Raw genomic sequence first — 17,484 nt, 5'->3', positions numbered from 1 at the left:
GGGAAGGCTCTCGGCGGTCTCGCCGCCCCGCTTCCCCCAGGTCCCCCACCGGGGCCCGATGCGGAAGGACGACGTCCCCGTGTCCTCACTGTCCCCGCTCTCCCCACAGGCAACAGCTGTTGTTCCTGTCTCCCCTGTAGTGCCCGTCTCTCCTGTTTCGCCACCGTGTCCGGAGTCCGAGGCTCCGGTGCGACGGGGCTCGCTCATGGCGGCCCGGCCGGTCCGGCTCGGGCTCTGCCTCGCTCCCCTGCTGCTGGCCGTGGGCTGGGCACTGGCCAACCGGCCCGTGGCGTACCACGGTGTGACGCGGCTGCTCGCAGCCGACCCCTGGTGGCTGCTGGCCGGGGTCGGGTTCACGTGTCTGAACTGGGTCGCGGCCTCCTGTGCCCGCCAGGGCGCGCTGCCGGACCGGGTGCCGCCGGGGCTGCTGCTGGCCTCCCAGTTCGCCGCCGGAGCCGCGAACCACGCGCTGCCCGGCAGCCTCGGCGCACACGCCGTCACGCTGCGGTTCCTGCGCACCCGAGGCGTGCCGCTGCCTCGGGCGACCGCCTCGATCGGCCTGTACTCACTGGCCAAGTCCAGCGCGAAGACCCTGGTACTGCTGGTGTTCCTGGCCGTCTCGCCCGCTTGGCGGCGGCTCGGGGACCTGCTCCCGGACGGGCGGCTGCTGGTGCCGCTCGCCGCCGTCGCGGGCGGGGTGGTCGCCGTGGCGGGGGTGCTGCTGACGGTCGTACGGCCGTTGCGGCGCCCGGTGACCGGGCTGGTGCGCTCGGCCCTCGCCGATGCGCGGGAGGTGCACGGCCGGCCCCGCCGGGTGCTGGCCCTGTGGGGCGGGGCGGCCGCGATGCCGCTGCTGCAGGGAAGTGCGCTGGTCTGTGTGGGGTCGGCGCTCGGCCTCGGGCTGCCCTGGCAGCAGGTGGTTCTCGCCCATCTGGCGGCCGGTACCGCCGTCGGGGCCGTACCGTCGCCCGGCGGGCTCGCGGTGGACGCGGCGCTGGTGTGGACGCTGGTCGCCTTCGGTGCCGAGCCGGCGGCGGCCACCGCGGCCGTGATCGGGTACCGGGTGCTGACCGACTGGTTGCCGCTGCTGCCGGGCGCGCTGGTGCTGTCCGCTCTGATCCGCGCCAAGGTGTTGTGAGCGCCGGGGTGTGGCCGGCGCCCGAGAGGTGAGCGCCCTGGTGTGCTGAGCGGGGTCACTCGCGGCGGGCCACCAGGCGGTAGGCGTTGGACAGGCCGAGGCGGTGGGAGAGGGGGCGTACCGCGAAGCGGTCGAGCAGGGTGGCCGTGAGCAGGGCGGGGACGCCTGCCAGCAGGAGCGCGGTGCGCAGGACACGGCGGAGGGCGCCGGGAGGTCCGGGCAGCCAGGGTGCGTCGTCGCGCGGGGCGGTGTGGTCGAGGGCCAGCCAGACGGCGGCGAGCAGGTCGACCGGGTCGTGCGGCTCGGCGTGCTGCTCGGCGACCACCGTGAAGCCGAGTTCGGTCAGCCGCCGGCGCAGGTTGGCGACCGGTATGAAGTGCAGGTGCTGCGGCTGGAGCCAGGGCAGCCACCAGCGGCCGAGGAGCCGGGCGTAGCGGCTCTCCGGGTCCGGCACCTCGATGAGCAGATGGCCGCCGGGGCGTACGGCCTCGTGGGCGGCGCGGAGTTCACGGTCGGGGCCGGTGCTGTGCTCCAGGTAGTGGAACATGCTCACCACGTCGTAGCGGGCGGCGAGTTCGGGTGCGAGGTCGGGGAAGGCGCCACGGTAGGCGTGCTCCACGCGGCCCTCGCGGGCCGCGAGTTCGACACCGTCGGTGAAGTCAAGGCCGTCGAAGGAGGTGCCGGGCAGGACGGTGCGGGCGGCCTCGCAGAAGTGGCCGTGGCCGGTGCCGACGTCGAGCCAGTTCTTCGGGGTGGGGTCGTGCGGCGCCATCGCCTGCGCGCGGTCCCGGTACATCGCGGTGCGGCCGCCGAAGGTGCCGCTCATCCGCTGTTCGCCCAGGCCGTCGTAGAAGTCGCGGTAGTAGAACTCCAGTCCCTCTTCGGTCAGTCGGGGGTTCTGGAAGATGTGTCCGCAGTCCGTGCAGCGGTCGAGGGTGAAGTGGCCGGGCTTGTGCTGGAGCAGGTCGGTGGTGCGCAGGCGGGTCGTCAGGCTGCTCGACGTGCACCAGGGGCAGGTGGTGCGGCGGGGCGCGAAGAAGCGTTCCGTGCCGTCGGCGAGGTCGTCCTGGTAGGCGGGGCGCAGGGCGGCGATGCGCTCGCTCTTGTCACTGTGGTCGCTCATCGGTTCTCCGTCGTCCCTCCGCTGTTTCGTGCTGCCAGTCGTTCGAGGTGGTCGGCGGCCGCGCGGGCGCCTCCCGCGGCGCGGAACGCCGCGCGGACGCGCGTGGCGGCGGCCCGGTGGGCGCGGTCCTGCAGGACGGTGTCGAGGGCCGCGCCCAGCCGGGGTGCGGTGACCCGGCCGAAGCGGACCCGGACGCCGGCGCCCGCGTCCACGACCTGGGCGGCCACCACGGGCTGGTCGTCGCGGATGGGCGCCACGACGAGCGGGACACCGTGCCACAGCGCCTCGCACACCGTGTTGTGCCCGGCGTGGCAGACGACCGCGTCCATCCGTTCCAGCAGCGGGAGTTGGGGCACCGACGGCAGGACCAGCACGTCCTTGTCGGACAGGTCGGCGGGCCGGGTGGCGCCCGGGTCGACGAGTACCGCCTGCACCCGGTCGGCGCGTTCGCGCAGCGCGGTGCGGCACTCGGCGAGGAAGCGGCCCCCGGCGTCGGCGTTGGCGGTGCCGAGGGTCACCAGGACCTTCGCCCGGCCGGTGTCCAGCCAGTCCCAGGGGAAGCCGGGCCCGTCGGGGCGGTCGGCGAGGGACGGGCCGACGTAGTGGATCCGCTGCCCCAACGGAGCCTGGGGACCGATGAGTTCGGGTGTGCTGAAGATGAGCAGCAGGTGGGGCGAGTAGCGCGGGTCGACGGTGCCGGCCGGGTCGCCGATCCGGGCGCGCAGCCCGGCCAGACGCTGCCGCAGCCACTCGGCGACCTTGGGCATGCCGTCGTAGGCGCCGGTGAACTCGGCCGAGGTGGTGGCGGAGGTCGCCCAGGGCAGGCCGAGGCGGTCGGCCACCAGGGCACCGGCGAAGGCCTGCTGGTCGGCGACGACCACGTCGGGGCCGAACCGCTCGGCGGCCGCGCGGACGCCCGCCGCCATCGCGTCGGCGAGCGGCACCAGATAGCCCTCCCACAGGAACTTCAGCGCCTCCGCGCCCCGCAGGTCGGGCGGTCGTACGGCGCCCTCGGCGCCCGGCACCGGGCCCGCGCAGGCGAACACCTCCGCGCTCTCGCCCGCGAGCCGGCGGACCAGCGCCGGGTCGGCGCACACCCAGGCCACCCGGTGTCCGAGCGCGGTGAGCCGGGCGGCGACGCCGACGGCCGGGTTGATGTGTCCGACCAGTGGCGGGACGACGAACAGGAACCCGCTCACCTGACCCCCGCCCGCACGTCGCCGACGGAGTGGATCAGGTCAAGGATGTGCCCGCCGACGGCCGGGGCCGCCTCGACCAGCACCGAGTGCTCGTGCCCGGGCAGCACGACCGGCCGGAAGTCGGTGAGCAGCGCCTCCTTCAGCGGCACCAGGTCCACCAGGTCCGAGTCGCCGCCGTACACGCCGAGCACCGGGCAGCGCACGGCGCTGATCTGGTCCTCGGTCAGGACCCGGCTCGAGGGGATGTCCCGGCCCAGGGTGGTCTCGCGGGCGAGCCGGGCCGCGCCCTTGGCCAGGCGGGCGGTGTTGTGGCCGCGGTGGGCGGCGATCCAGGCGAGGGCGTCGGACTCGTTGTGCGCGAGTTCGGTCAGCACCCGGCGCAGGATGCCGCCCAGTTTCACCGCCCAGGCGGCGGTCGCGGGTTCGGACTCGATCAGGGTGAGGCTGGCCGTGCGGTCGGGGTGGCGGGCCGCGTGGCCGAAGGCGATGGTGCCGCCGTAGGAATTGCCGACGAGGTGCACGGGCCCGGTGATCCCGAGCCGGTCGAGAAGCGCCTCCAGGTCGTCGATGTTGTGGTCGAGGCTGTACCCGTCCGCCGGGCGCCCGCTGCGGCCGTGTCCGCGCAGGTCGTACATGACGACGTCGAGGCCGGCCGCCGCGAAGGCGGGGGCCACGGTGAAGTAGTAGCTGGCCAGACTGTCGGTGAGCAGCCCGTGCACGAGGACGACCGTGGCGTGCGGGGTACGGCCGTCCGCGGGCCCGATCCGCTGGACGTGCAGGCGGACACCGTCGGCGTCGATCATCGCCATGGTCAGCCCGCTTCCGTGGTCTTCAGGCTCCACACCACGTACTCGACGAGCCGGCCCACGGTCAGCTCGATGATCTCGTCGAACTCCATGCCGGCCAGGAACTCCGCGAGGTTGACCCGCCGGCCGTACCGCTCCTCCAGCAGACCCGCCAGGGTGACGAGGTCGATGCTCTCCAGTTCCAGGTCGCGGTTGAAGGTGGTGGACATGCCGATCACCACGTCGTCCTCGCCGTACTCCGTGAGGAGGGTGCGGAGCATGCCGGTGATGTCGGCGAGCACGGTGTCGGTGGTGGGCTGCGCCGGCACCGGCTGGGTGGGGTTCATCGCGGGGACTCCTCGGCTGCTTCGTCTGCTTGTCCATCGCCTGGTCCGTCGCCCGGTCCGGCACCGGACTCGGGTCCCGTGGTCCAGGCCACCACGTAGGCGCGTCGGGGCAGGGCGGGCGGATTGCCCGCCGGTGCGCAGTGCACGGTGTAGGCGCGCTCCAGCCGCCCGGAGACCTCCAGGCGGCTGCCGTCCGGGGCGGCCTCGCGCACGGTGAAGTCCCTGGGGCGGCCGCCGAATCCGACGCCCTCGGCCTTCGCCACGGCCTCCTTCGCGGCCCAGAAACGGGTGAACCACAGGTCCTCGCCGTCGGGGCCGTCCGCGCAGAGCGTGCGCAGGAGCCGCAGTTCGTCCGCGCCGAGGGCGGTGGCGAGCGTCGCGGGGTCGCGCGCGGTGACCTCCTCGATGTCGATGCCGGGGCCGGGCCTCGGGGTGTGCGGCCGTACGATCGCCACGCCCGCCTCGGCCCGGTGGGCGAGCGAGACGTCCAGCGGGGGCAGGGTGCGGCCGTGCACGCCGGTGACGTACGGCCGGCCGAGTTCGTCGTTGTGCACGCGGATCTCCGCCGGGAAGACGGGCCCTTCGCCGTGCTGCCACAGCCACTGCCGTACGGCGTCCTTGACCGCGATCCGGCCCAGCAGCCACTGTCTGCGGCCCCGTGGCGGGCGCTCCGTGTACTCCGCGCGCTCCGCACCGCCGAGCGAGTTGCGCATGATCAGCTCGCGTGAGGCGAGGTCGGGCCACCGTTCGTGCACGAGAGCCCAGCCGCCCGGCCGGGCCTCGGAGAGGGTGTGGCGCTCGGGGAAGCGTTCCACGGGGCGGGTCTGCGGGTCGTTGTCGAAGCGACGGTCCTGCCAGCCGATGAGCACGGCCCACACCTGCCCGTCGATGCTCAGTTCCGCGTCCGCCTCCAGGAGGGTGTCGGTGAGCGAGGTGATCCGCAGCAGGCAGTCGACCTGTGCCCCGGGGGCCGGATGGGGCCCGTGGAAGCGCATCTCGCGCATCTGCACCGGGAACACGACGGTCCGCTCGGTGCGCGTGGCCATGATCCAGTAGCCCAGCAGCTGGCCGACGTTGTCGAGCAGGGCACCGGGCGCCGCAGGTGCGGTGATCACTCCGCGGATGTGCCGTGCACCGATCGCGGTCAGTTCGGTGAGGCCTTGGAAGGCCGGGCCGTGGAACATCCAGCGGTCGCGGTAGATCTGCGCGGCGGTGTGCTCGGGGAGGCGTTCGGGGGCGTCCGGGCGCGGGCCCGGCGGAGGCGGTGCGGGGTGGTGCGGGGCCAGTTCGACCACGGCACGGGCCGTGGGGCCGAAGGCGACGGCGACGCGGTCCGGGTGGCCCGGCTCGGGGGTGACGGTGACGGGCACGTCGACGGGGGGTGTGGCGGTGAGCCAGCGGTCGAAGCGGGCACCGTGCACCGCGACGGCGCGCAGGCCGGGAGCCGCGTCCTCCGCCGCGTCCATCATGTGCCGGACGATCGTGGTCGCCGGGACCACCGGCCAACGGTCCTCCACGTCCGGCCAGTCGGGGCGTTGGGGGAAGAAGCAGTGGTCGAGGAGGTGGGGCATGGAGCGGGCGGAGATGTGGACCGTTGTGGTGGCGGGGGCCGGGCCGGGGACGGGGGTGTGGGGTGTGACGGCCGGGTGTGCCGGGGCCTGGGCGGCGGCCCGGGCGACGGTGCGCGGCACGGAAGCGGGGGGCGTCGCGGCCGCGGCGGCACCGGCGACGGCCGTGAGCGGTCCCGGTCCGCCGTCGCTGCGGCCGCTTCGGCGGCCGTGCGCCGTGATCAGCTCCGCCGCGGTGTCAGCGGTGTCCCGTAGCAGGGCGGTCAGCTCGGCGGCGGCCGGGAAGCGGGTGGCGAGGTCGTCGAGGGCGGACGTGCCGGGGCGGGGCGGCTGCGAGGGGTGCGCCGCCTGCCGGCTCGGCCGCAGCTCCGAGCGCAGCGCGTCCAGGTCCGGCCCGGCCAGGGACACCAGGGCACCGTCCAGATCGAGGCGGACGGCGGGGCGCGCGAGTGCCGTCGCGGACGCGTGGGTGCGGGGTGCGGTCACGGACGCGTGCGCGCGGGACGCCGGCTCGGACGCTACGACGCCGAAGGCCGCCCCGCGCGCCGGAACGGCGTGCAGCGCGGGAGCCACCCGTGCCCCTGCCGTCCACAACGCCGCCGCCACACATCGCAGTTGGGTCATTCCTGAGCGGTGCGGGGAGTTGGCGGCGACGGCCAGGTGATCGCGGTCGGCGAGGGTGTCGTCGATGAGGGAGGCCAGCCGGCCGGGGCCGGTCTGGACGAAGGTGCGGTGGCCTGCCGCGTACAGGGACTCGATCAGCTCGCGGAAGCGGACGGGCTCCAGCAGGTGCCGTACGAACAGCTCGCGCACCGCCGCCTCGTCCCGCGGGAAGGGCGCGGCGGTCGTCCCGGACCAGACCGGCACGGTCGGCGGATGGAGCCGGAAGCCGTCGGCGGCCTCCTGGATGGGGGCGAGATACGGTTCGAGCATCGGCGTGTGGAAGCCGGAGCGGAACGGCAGCACCTGGCACAGGACGCCCTGGGCGCGGAAGGACCGTACGAACTCCTGGACCGCCGCGTCCGGACCGCAGACCATCGACTGGCGGGGCGCGTTGTCGTGGGAGAGCACGATCCCGGAGCCGGCCCAGGATCGGGCGAGAGCCGTCCGGACGCGGTCCGCCGAGGCGCCCAGCGCGGCGAAGGCCAGCCCCGGCACGGTCACCGTGTCCGGGTCGAACTCGGCCATGAAGGCATCTACTTGGGCGTTCGAGTACAGCCCGGCCACCGCCATGGCCGTCCACTCGCCGACACTGTGCCCGGCGACCGCGTCCGGTACGACCCCCATGCGGCGCAGCGCGGAGTCCAGGAGCCGGCCCACGCCCACGACCCCGAAGCCGTGCCGTCCGACGTCGTCGACGCGTACGTCCGTGCCGGTGGCCGCGAGCGGGGGCAGGCCGAAGTGGGCCGCGACGTCGTCGGCGCGGGGAGCGAAGTCGCCTTCGAGGCCGGGGAAGACGAAGGCCAGCTTGCCGGGCGCGAGCAGCGGGGCGGGCCGGAACCAGACGTCGCTGCGGCCCTGCCAGGCGCGCCCCTTGGCGACCGCGCGACGGGCCAGCGCCAGCCGTTTGGCGGTGGGTTCGACGATGCCCAGGCGTGCGGGGCCGGCGGCGGGGTGCGGCCGGGCGGGGTCGAGGCCGGCGGCGAGGACCGCCGGGTCGTCGGCGGCGAGGAGGGCGGCGAGGTCGTCCCGGGTGTCGGCGGCGAGCAGCAGAACGCGCTCCGGCTCGGCGACCGAGGTCCGGGCGTGCCGGGACCTCGCTCGTTCGCCCGGTGCCTCCTCCAGCACCACGTGGGCGTTGATCCCGCCGAACCCGAAGGCGTTCACGGCGGCCCGCCGGACCGGTTGTTCCGGGCCGGTCTCCCAGGGGCGCGCCCGTTCCAGGGTGCGGAAGCGGGTGGCCGCGAGGGCGGGGTGGGGGTCGTCGCAGTGGAGGGTGGGCAGCAGGGTGCCGTGGTGCAGGGCGAGGGCTGCTTTGACCAGGCCGGCCACACCGGCGGCCGGCATGGTGTGGCCGATCATCGACTTCACCGAGCCGAGCACGGGCCGCTCGTCGTCGTGGGCCGCACCCGGCCCGAACACCTCCGCCAGCGTGGTGAGTTCGGCGGTGTCACCGGCGGGCGTGGCGGTGCCGTGCGCCTCCAGCAGGCCGACGGAGTGGGGTGCGGCGGGGGCGAGTCCGGCCGCGTGCCAGGCCTGGCGCACGGCTCGGGTCTGGCCGCCGGGGTCGGGCGTGACGAGCCCGGCGGTACGGCCGTCGCTGGCCACGCCCGTCCCGCGGATCACCGCGTAGACGCGGTCGCCGTCCCGTTCGGCGTCCGCGAGCCGCTTGAGTACGACGACGCCGGTGCCCTCGCCGATGAGGATGCCGTCGGCGTCGCGGTGGAAGGGGCGGATGCGCTGGCTCGGGGACAGGGCGCGGAGCTGGGAGAAGACGCTCCAGAGGGTGATGTCGTGGCAGTGGTGCACTCCCCCGGCCAGCATCATGTCGCAGCGGCCGGTGCCGAGTTCGGTGACCGCCTGGTCCACGGCGACCAGCGAGGAGGCGCAGGCCGCGTCCACGGTGTAGGCGGGGCCGCGCAGGTCGAGCCGGTTGGCGATGCGTGAGGCCGCGAGGTTGGGGACCAGGCCGATCGCGGACTCGGGGCTGTCCGGGCCGAGCCGTTCGGTGAACGCCTCCCGCACCCGGTCCAGCTGGGCGGACGACAGGTCGGGCAGTAACTCTCCCAGTGTGCGCACGAGTTGTCCGGCGGTGCGCACACGCTGGTCGAGCCGGACCAGGCCCGGGGTGAGGTAACCGCCGCGGCCCAGGGCCACGCCGATCCGGTCCCGCTCCGGCAGCCGGTCCGTGCCGCCCGCGTCGGCCAGCGCGGCGGCGGCCACGTCGAGGGCGATCAGCTGGTCGGGCTCGGTGCCCGGCACGGAGGCGGGCATGATGCCGTACCGGGTCACCTCCACCTCGGCCAGTCCGTCCACGAATCCGCCGCGCCGGCAGTAGATCCGGTCGGCGACGGCGGGCTCCGCGGCCGAGCCGGGGCGGTAGTAGCCGGCGTCCCACCGGCCCTCGGGGACGTCGCCGATGGCGTCCACGCCGTCGCGCAGGTTGCGCCAGTAGGCGTCGATCCCCGCGGCACCGGGCAGCAGCACCGCCATTCCCACTATGGCGACGGGCGCCTGGGGCTCCGTCATCTCACCAGCCCGAGGCGGTGTAGACGACGGCGCGGGCCGGGTGCTCGCCCCAGGCGAGTTCCCGCAGCAGGGCCGCGGTGCCCTCGTCGGGGTCGATCAGCTTGACCCCGCGGCGGGCGTACTCCCGGCCCAGTTCCTCGCCGACCATGCCGCCGTGGAGGCCGGCGGGTGCCCAGGGGCCCCAGTGGACGGTGAGCGCACGGTGGCCGGTGCGCTCGGCCCAGTCGGCGCCGAGGCGTTCCAGTGCGTCGTTGGCGGCGGCGTAGTCGGCCTGGCCGCGGTTGCCGAGGACGGCGGCGATGCTGCCGAACAACACGGTGAATCCCGGTCCGTCGGGCAGGTCCTCCAGGGCGCTGAGCAGCGCGGCGGCCCCGGCCGTCTTGGTGCCGTACACGCGCCGGAAGGAGTCGGGGCTCTTCTCGGCGATCAGCCGGTCCTCGATCACTCCGGCGGCGAAGACGACTCCGTCGAGCCGGCCGTGCTCGGCGTGGATCTCCTTGACGGCCTGGAGCGCGGCATCCCGCTCACGGAAGTCGACCGAGCGGTAGCGGGCCTCGCTGCCGAGGGCGCCGAGTTCCGCGAGAGTGGCGGTGATCTCCCGCTGGGCGAGGACGAGTTCGGCCGCCCGGTTGACCTCCGCCGGCCCCAGCGAGCCGTTCGCGGCGAGCGCGGCGCGCAGTTCGACGGCGGTGCGGGCCGCGGCGATCGCGGGGGTCTCGGGCGCGGTGGGAGCGGGAGTGCGGCCGACCAGCTCGACACGACAGCGGCTCGCGGCGGCCAGCGCGACGGCGAACCTCGCCGTGATGCCCCGGGCGCCCCCGACCAGCAGTACCACGGAGTCCCGGTCCAGGCCGAGCGCGGCGGCCTCGGCGGCACCGTCCGCGGCGGGTCCCGCGCCGGTGCTGCCGAGCGGGCCCAGAGGCGCGGCCACCAGTTCGAGACCGTGCCGCTGTCCGGTGTCCGTCCGCAGGACGACGGGGGCCGGCTCCGGCGCGAGCAGCTCGGCGAGCAGGGCTTCGGCGACGGCCCCGGGGGCGGTGTCGGGGACGGTGACGATCCGGGCGAGGGTGTCGGGGTACTCCCGGGCGGCGCTGCGGAAGAGCCCGTGGAGACCGGCCGAGCAGGTCGCCGCCTCGCCGTCGGCCGGCTGCACGGCCAGCAGGCTGCGCGGTGCACGGGCCAGGGCCGCCTGCAGCACGGGGAAGGCCTCGGGCAGCACCGGAAGCTCGGGACCGGGAAGCGCGCCCAGGTACAGGACGCCGTCGACTCTGCCGTCGGCGTCGCCGAGGAGGTGGTCCCGGTCGGCGGTCACCGCGTCGGCACCGTGCGCCCGGAGCCGCTCCGCGACCTCGGCCGCCGCTCCCCCGCCGTCCCCGAGCAGCACGAACCGGGCGCCGGAGAGGGTCGTGGCCGGGTCGGCCGAGGGGGGTGGGAGGGGCACCGGGCGCAGTTCGCAGCGTTTCGGGGCTTCGCCGAGGGGTGTGTGCTCGTGCGGGGCCGCCGGTTCCCGGCCGGCTGCCGCGCCGGGCTCCGGACCGGCACCGGCGCCCCCGCCGACCCGAGCCGTCAGCCAGGCCGTCACCGACGCCGCCGTACGCGCCTTGGCCAGCTCCTCCAGTTCCGCGTCGTCCAGGATCTCCGCTCCGCCGGCGATCCCGAGGCGTCTGGCGAGTTCGCCCGCTATCTCGGCCCGCTTGATCGAGTCGATGCTCAGATCCGCCTCCAGGTCGAGGTCGGGCTCGATCATGTCGACGGGGTATCCGGTGCGCTCGCTGATGATCTCCAGGACGACACGCTCGACGTCGTGCCCGGGCTCGGCGGGTTCGGGCGACGGCAGTGCGGCGGGTGGCAGCCCGGCCGGCTCCGGGAGCACGGCCTGTGGTGGCGGTGCGGGGGCGGCCGGGGCCTGCGGGGTCGCTCCGGGCGCGGCACCGAAGTAGGTGAGCAGCACGTCGCGCTGGGCGGCGATCATCTCCCGGCTGGTGCGCAGGAATTCGGAGATCAGGGCGTCCTGGCCGGCCGGGGCACCGTACTGCGGGTTCGTCGTCACAGTCGTCTCCACGACTCGTCGGGCCGGTGCGAGAGCACCGGGCAGGAGTGCTCCGTCGGCGGTGCGGACGAGGTGTCCGTCGACCGTCCAGCCGGGCCGCCGCGGCGCCGGCGTACGCAGCGCGTCGACGGCGTCGCGGCCCCTGAAGAGCCAGGCGGTGCGCACCGGCAGCCCTGCGAGTGCCAGCTGGGCGAGGGCGTCGAGCCAGCCGGGCAGGCCGCTGTCGGCGCGGGGTTCGCAGGCGACGGTGCGATGCGGACGGTCGCCGAGGATCCGGCCGACGAGCCGGGTGAGGACCGTGCCGGGGCCCGCCTCCACGAAGATCCGCGCTCCCGCCTCGTACATCGCCTCGATCTGGGCGGCGAAGGCGACCGGCGCGCCGATCTGTGCGGCGAGTTCACCGCGTACGGCGTCGGCGTCCTGCGGGTACGGGGCTGCGGTGCGGTTGGCCCAGACGGGGAACTCGGGGGCCCGTACGGTCTTGTCCGCGAGGACCTTGGCGAACCGCTCGCCGGCGGCGGCCACCACCGGGCTGTGGAAGGCACAGGCGACCGGGATCCGACGCACCCCGAGGCCCGCCTCGCGCAACAGGCCCACGGCGGCCTCGACTTCGGCCGTGGGGCCCGAGATCACCGACTGGTCGGGCGAGTTGTGATTGGCGACGACGACCGACTCGGGCGCCCCCACGGCGCGCAGTGCGCCTTTGACGTCCTCGGCTCCCGCTCCGACGGCGGCCATGGTGCCGGGTTCGTCGCCCGCGGCCGCCAGGATCGCGCTCGCACGCTCGGTGCTCAGTTCCAGCAGGGTCTCCGGGTCGAGGGCTCCGGCGGCGCTCAGCGCGACCAGTTCGCCGTAGCTGTGGCCGGCCGCGAGATCCGGCTGGACGCCCGCCGCGGTGAGGAAGGCGTGGGCGGCGAGGCCGGTGATGCCGAGCGCGGGCTGTGCGGCCCGGGTGTCGGTGAGGTCGGCCCGGTGGCGCTCGCGGGCGGCCTCGTCGAAGGCGGCCGGCGGGTACAGGGTGTCGGCGTGGGCGCGGCCGAGGTGCAGGTAGTGGCGCAGCTCGGGCAGCGCGACCAGCAGGTCGGCGAGCATGCCGGGCCGCTGGCTGCCCTGGCCGGGGAAGAGGAAGGCGACCTCGGCCCCGCCCTCGACGGGGCTGCCGGCAGCCGGTTCGTGTTCCCCGGCGAGGACGCGTCTCAGCTGCCCGGTCAGGTCGTCGACGTCGCGGGCCACGACGGCTGCCCGCACCGGTTCGTGGGAGGTGTCCGCGCGCCGGGCGGCGGCGAGCGCGAGGTCGCGCAGGCGCCAGGGGCGGCCGTCGGACTCGGCGGCCCGCAGGATCTCCGCGACCTCCCGGTGGGCCGCGGACGTGTCCTTCCCGCGGAACAGGAACAGCTCGGCGGGCCAGGCGTCCAGGGTCTGCTGCGGCGGTACGGCGCCGTCGTGAGCGCCCACCACCACATGGAAGTTGGTTCCGCCGAAGCCGAACGCGCTGACTCCGGCGAGCCGTTCGGCGGCCGGGGCCGCCCAGGGCTGGGCGCGGGTGTGGAAGGCGAAGGGGCTCTCCTCCTGCGACCAGGCCGGATTGGGCCGTCCGAGGTGGAGGGTGGGCGGCTTGACGCCGGTGTGCAGGGCGAGGGTGGTCTTGATCAGGCCCGCGAGTCCGGCGGCGCACTTGGTGTGCCCGATCTGAGACTTGACCGAGCCGAGCGCGCAGGCGCCGGTTTCGGCGCCCGCCTCGGCGAACACCTCGCTGAGTACGGTGAGTTCGGTGCGGTCCCCGACGACCGTGCCGGTGCCGTGCGCCTCGACCAGGCCGACCTCGGCGGGCGAGACGCCGGCGTTGCGGTAGGCGCGCACGAGCGCGGCCCGCTGTCCTTCGGGGCGTGGTGCGGTCAGGCCGAGGGAGCGGCCGTCGCTCGCGGAGCCGAGGCCCTTGATCACGCCGTAGACACGGTCGCCGTCGCGCTCGGCGTCCGCGAGCCGTTTGAGGACCACGCAGGCCACGCCCTCACCGAGGGCGATGCCGTCGGCGGAGCCGTCGAAGGCGCGGGAGCGGCCGGTCGGCGAGAGGGCGTGCACCGAGGAGAACAGGACGAAGTCGTTGATGCCGTTGTGCAGGTCGGCCCCGCCGCACAGCACGACGTCGCTGCTGCCGGAGACGAGTTCCTTGCAGGCCACGTCCAGCGCGGCGAGCGAGGAGGCGCAGGCCGCGTCGACGGTGTAGTTGGCGCCGCCGAGGTCCAGCCGGTTCGCTATGCGGCCGGAGATGACGTTGGCGAGCATGCCGGGGAAGGAGTCCTCGGTCAGCCGGGGCAGCTGCTCCTCGAGACCGTCGGGGACCCTGCCGTAGTACGACGGGAGGACGGCGCGCAGGGTGGCGGCGTTGGACAGGTCGCTGCCCGCCTCCGCACCGAAGACGACGGAGGTGCGCGAGCGGTCGAACGTGCGCCCCCGGTCGCCGTATCCGGCGTCGTCCAGCGCCCTGCGGGCGGCCTCCAGGGACAGCAGCTGGACCGGCTCGATGCTGCCGAGGGAGGCGGGCGGGATGCCGTAGCCCAGCGGGTCGAAGGGGATGCGGGGCAGGAAACCGCCCCACTTGGACGCCGTGCTGCCTGCCTCGTGGTGCACGGCCGGGTCCCACCGGTCGGCCGGGACCTCGGTGACGGCGTCGTGTCCCGTGACGACGTTGGCCCAGAAGGTGGCGAGGTCGGGGGCCTCGGGGAACATGCAGGCCATGCCGACGACGGCGACGTCGAGCGGGGCGGGGGGCGCGGGTTCGCGGGCCTGCGAACGGGCGGGGCGGGGAGCGCGGGCGGCGAGGAGGCCGGCGGCGCCGTCGGTGACGGCGTGATGCAGTTCCGCGAGGGTGGTGACCGCCGAGCGCAGGACGGCGACCTCACCGGCCATGAACATCCCGTCGCTGAGCTGTCGTTCCTCGTCGACGCCGGTCAACTCACCCTGCTCCGAGCGCTCGACGCCCTTGCTGGCGATGCGCAGCCGCCCGACGTTGAGCCGCTCCAGCGCCTCCCACACCTCCCGGTCGGGCAGTCCGGACGCGCGTAGCCCTGCCTCGCGGACGCGGTAGTCCGTGGTGAAGGGGCTGGGGACGCAGCGGGTGGCGTGGCCGGGTGCGGTCTCCAGCAGGGCGGTCGTGGTGGCGGTCAGGACCTGCCGTTGGAAGAGCGGCTGGATCGCGCCGTGTGCCACGGCCTCCTCGGTGAACAGGTAGGCGGTGCCCATGAGCACACCGACGGCGGCGCCCCGGGCGGTGAGCGGCGCGGCCAGGGCGGCGGTCATCGCGGCGGACCGCTCGTCGTGGACCCCGCCCGCGAAGAACACCTCCAGCTGCCGCGCGGTGCCTGCGTCGGCTTCGTCGTCCAGGAAGTCCTCCAGTACGGCGAGTTGGGCCTCCCACAGCGGGAAGGAGGCACGCGGGCCGACGTGGCCGCCGCACTCGGAGCCCTCGAACACGAACCGGCGCGCCCCGGCCTGCAGGAACTGCCGCAGCAGCCCTGGCGAGGGCACGTGCAGGTAGGTGCGGATCCCGGCCCGCTCCAGCGCCTCGGCCTGGGCGGGCCGGCCGCCCGCGATGATCGCGTGCGTGGGGCGCAGTTCCCGTACGGCTTCCAGCTGGGCGTTCCTGATGTCCTCGGGCGCGAAGCCGAGCACCCCCACGCCCCACGGCCGCCCGTCGAGCACGGCACGCGCCTCGGTCAGCATCGCCCGGGTCCGCTCGCCGTCGGCGAGGGCCAGCGCCAGGAAGGGCAGCGCCCCGTCCGCGGCGACGGCGGCGGCGAAGCCCGCCTGATCGCTCACCCGCGTCATGGGACCCTGCGCGACCGGGAGCCGGGTACCCAGGGCACGGCTCATGGGGGAGCCGGGGAGCAGGGCACTGGCGGGGCCGTGGTCGACAGGCTGGGGCGCGGGTGCGTCGGGCGATTCGACCGTGCGCTCGTCGAACGACTCGGCCGGACCGGCGGCGGCCGCTGCCGAGCCACTGTGAGCCACTGCCGACGCGCCGAAGGGCGCCGCCGAGCCACCATCGGCCACCGCCGCACCACCGCCGGCCTCCACCGACCCACCAAGCGGCCCCGCCGAACCACCGCCGGCCACTGCCGACGCACCGAAGGGCGCCGCCAAACCACCATCGGCCGCTACCGACCCCTCACCGACCGCTCGCGACCCACCAAACGGCGCGCCCGGGCCGCCATCGGCCACTGCCGGCCCGTCGCCGACCGCTGCCGACTCACCATCCGCGACTGTCGCCCCACCATCGGCTGCTACCGGCCCACCGCCGGCCACTACCGACCCACGGCCGGCCGACCCGCCGCCGTGCGACTCCGTCGGGCCGCGGCCGACAGACCCGGCCGACCCGCCGCCCGCCGGCCTCCCGGGCCCGGAATCCGCCCGCCTCGGCCTGTGGCCGTCCGCGCCCGCGTCCTCCGCCGCGTCCGCCCCCGCGTCCTCCGCCGCCCCGACGACCTCCCGGATCGCCGCCCGCATCTCGCGCACGGTCCGCGGTACGTCCCCCCACCGATCGGCGAACCGCGCGGCCAGGAAGCCGTCCTGGCCCACCGGCAGGAGCTGGCGGCGCAGGTCGCGCGCGCCGAGCAGGGAGGCGACCGCCTCGGCGTCGTCCGGGGGCTCAGGCGGGGCGTCCGGTCCGCGTCGGCGCAGTACCCGGTGCCCGGCGACGACCACGGTCTCGGAACCGTCCAGGGACCTCAGCGCGGCCCGCACCGCCTCCGGCAGCCGGGACTCGGCCAGCAGGGCCAGTTGGCTGTCGAGGACGACACCGGCCGCTCCGCCGGCCACCGCGGCCGCGGCCGTACGCGGCCCGATGCCGCCGCAGGCCCAGACGGGAACCTCCAACTCACCCTCGGTCAGCAACAGTTGGAGCAGGACGAAGGTACTCGGACCGCCGACCCGGCCACCGCTCTCGGCGCCTCGCGCGATCAGCCCATGAGCCCCGGCCCGCACCGCTTCCCGGGCCTGCGCCAGGTCGGTGACCTCCGCCAGCACCCGGTACCGCGCGGCCACTTCGCCCACGTTCCAGGGCGCGTCCCGCGCGAGGACCACGGTGTCGGGGGCACCGCCGAGTTCGCCGGGGTCCAGTGCGCAGCGTCCGGTCACCCGTACGCCGAAGGGCCCCGGCGCCGCTCTGCTCAGCCGGCGCAGTTCGTCGCGGGATCGCCGGTCGCCGTCGCCGAGGTCGAGGATGCCGAGCGCGCCGGCGCCGCAGGCTGCCACGGCCGGCCCGGCGTCGGGTTCTCCGAAGGGGGTGAGACACAGGATCAGGTCTTGGGCGCGCACGGGCGAGGTCATGATGCTCCGAAGAATCGGCAAGACAGCACGGTGGGGGGTGTGCGGCAGGACTCTCTGGTGCGAGGCCACCGGAACCTAGCGAGGTGCTTACTGGCGGGTCAATAACGCCGCGTCCTTTTCGCGGACGGTGGCATCGATTCGGCCAGCCCGCCGAATTCCCCCGCAAGCGCCGGAAATCAGAGCAATCCCCGTCCGCCGCATGACCGTGCGGCCCGGCCGAGCCTCTCGGCACACCCCCACAAGCCCGTCAAAGCGCCGGGCATATTCACCGTGGACTCACCCGGGGGCAACGTCGCGGGACACGGGATCGGTTTCTGTAAATTCCGCATGACTTCAGCCCGGTGGCTCGATCCCGGTACGCCCCCGAGCGGGGCGGCGAGTCCGCCGGAGGACGACGTCGGAGGGCCACCACGTGCCCGTGGTGGCCCTCCGACGTCAGCCGAGCAGCGAGCCGACCGCCGTCGGCGCGGAGACGAGGGTGCCCGCGACTCGGGGGACGAGCCGGCGCACCGGGTGCGCGGGAGGGACGGATTCCGCCGCGCCGGGGTCCTCGTGGGCGCCGGCCTGGGCGATCCGGGTCTCGTACCCCGGCTCGGCCGGCCGGCGCTCCCGGCCCTGGCCCTGCCCGTCCCCGTGCCCCTGCCCGCGCTCCTCACGCGGGGCGTCCCCGGCGGGGGGGGGGGCGGGGGGGGGGGGGGGGGGGGGCGGTTGGGGGGGGGGGTGGGGGGGGGGGGGGGGTGGGGGGGGGGGGGCGGCT

Annotated in this window: 7 protein-coding genes; 1 reads left to right on the top strand and 6 read right to left on the bottom strand. The window is 75.3% G+C overall.

What is annotated here, in order from left to right; genetic code table 11:
• The first annotated feature begins 58 nt into the window (after positions 1 to 58).
• Positions 59 to 1,138: a lysylphosphatidylglycerol synthase transmembrane domain-containing protein gene (locus AC07DS_RS38145; RefSeq protein ID WP_479153021.1), complete on the top strand. Its 1,080-nt coding sequence runs from the start codon at positions 59 to 61 to the stop codon at positions 1,136 to 1,138.
• Between the two features lie 55 nt (positions 1,139 to 1,193).
• Here the strand turns inward: AC07DS_RS38145 and AC07DS_RS38140 are convergent, their stop codons facing one another.
• Genes AC07DS_RS38140 through AC07DS_RS38115 form a run of 6 tightly spaced genes read right to left on the bottom strand, consistent with a single transcriptional unit; the run spans position 1,194 to position 16,727 of the window.
• Positions 1,194 to 2,261: a class I SAM-dependent methyltransferase gene (locus AC07DS_RS38140; RefSeq protein ID WP_479153019.1), complete on the bottom strand. Its 1,068-nt coding sequence runs from the start codon at positions 2,259 to 2,261 to the stop codon at positions 1,194 to 1,196.
• The gene (locus AC07DS_RS38135; protein WP_479153017.1) at positions 2,258 to 3,460 is read right to left on the bottom strand and encodes a glycosyltransferase; all 1,203 of its coding nucleotides are present in this window, start codon (positions 3,458 to 3,460) and stop codon (positions 2,258 to 2,260) included. Before AC07DS_RS38135 ends, AC07DS_RS38140 begins: the two co-directional genes overlap by 4 nt.
• Positions 3,457 to 4,269: an alpha/beta fold hydrolase gene (locus tag AC07DS_RS38130; protein WP_479153015.1), complete on the bottom strand. Its 813-nt coding sequence runs from the start codon at positions 4,267 to 4,269 to the stop codon at positions 3,457 to 3,459. The genes AC07DS_RS38135 and AC07DS_RS38130 overlap by 4 nt, the downstream gene beginning before the upstream one ends.
• Before the next feature lie 2 nt (positions 4,270 to 4,271).
• The gene (locus AC07DS_RS38125; RefSeq protein ID WP_479153012.1) at positions 4,272 to 4,592 is read right to left on the bottom strand and encodes an acyl carrier protein; all 321 of its coding nucleotides are present in this window, start codon (positions 4,590 to 4,592) and stop codon (positions 4,272 to 4,274) included.
• Positions 4,589 to 9,349: a type I polyketide synthase gene (locus AC07DS_RS38120; RefSeq protein ID WP_479153010.1), complete on the bottom strand. Its 4,761-nt coding sequence runs from the start codon at positions 9,347 to 9,349 to the stop codon at positions 4,589 to 4,591. Before AC07DS_RS38120 ends, AC07DS_RS38125 begins: the two co-directional genes overlap by 4 nt.
• 1 nt (position 9,350) lies before the next feature.
• A complete protein-coding gene (locus AC07DS_RS38115; RefSeq protein ID WP_479153008.1) occupies positions 9,351 to 16,727 on the bottom strand; it encodes an SDR family NAD(P)-dependent oxidoreductase in 7,377 nt (2,458 codons plus the stop codon).
• Positions 16,728 to 17,484 lie beyond the last annotated feature (757 nt).

The organism is Streptomyces sp. NPDC044064 (assembly GCF_056434245.1).
Note: the sequence above shows the minus strand (reverse complement) of the source record. Positions and strands in the feature narration are given on the sequence as shown.

Bases quoted from the DNA above. Each gene is read 5' to 3' on its own strand.
- AC07DS_RS38115 (WP_479153008.1), bottom strand. From the start codon at position 16,727: ATGACCTCGCCCGTGCGCGCCCAAGACCTGATCCTGTGTCTCACCCCC.
- AC07DS_RS38145 (WP_479153021.1), top strand. From the start codon at position 59: ATGCGGAAGGACGACGTCCCCGTGTCCTCACTGTCCCCGCTCTCCCCA.
- AC07DS_RS38120 (WP_479153010.1), bottom strand. From the start codon at position 9,349: ATGACGGAGCCCCAGGCGCCCGTCGCCATAGTGGGAATGGCGGTGCTG.
- AC07DS_RS38140 (WP_479153019.1), bottom strand. From the start codon at position 2,261: ATGAGCGACCACAGTGACAAGAGCGAGCGCATCGCCGCCCTGCGCCCC.
- AC07DS_RS38125 (WP_479153012.1), bottom strand. From the start codon at position 4,592: ATGAACCCCACCCAGCCGGTGCCGGCGCAGCCCACCACCGACACCGTG.
- AC07DS_RS38130 (WP_479153015.1), bottom strand. From the start codon at position 4,269: ATGGCGATGATCGACGCCGACGGTGTCCGCCTGCACGTCCAGCGGATC.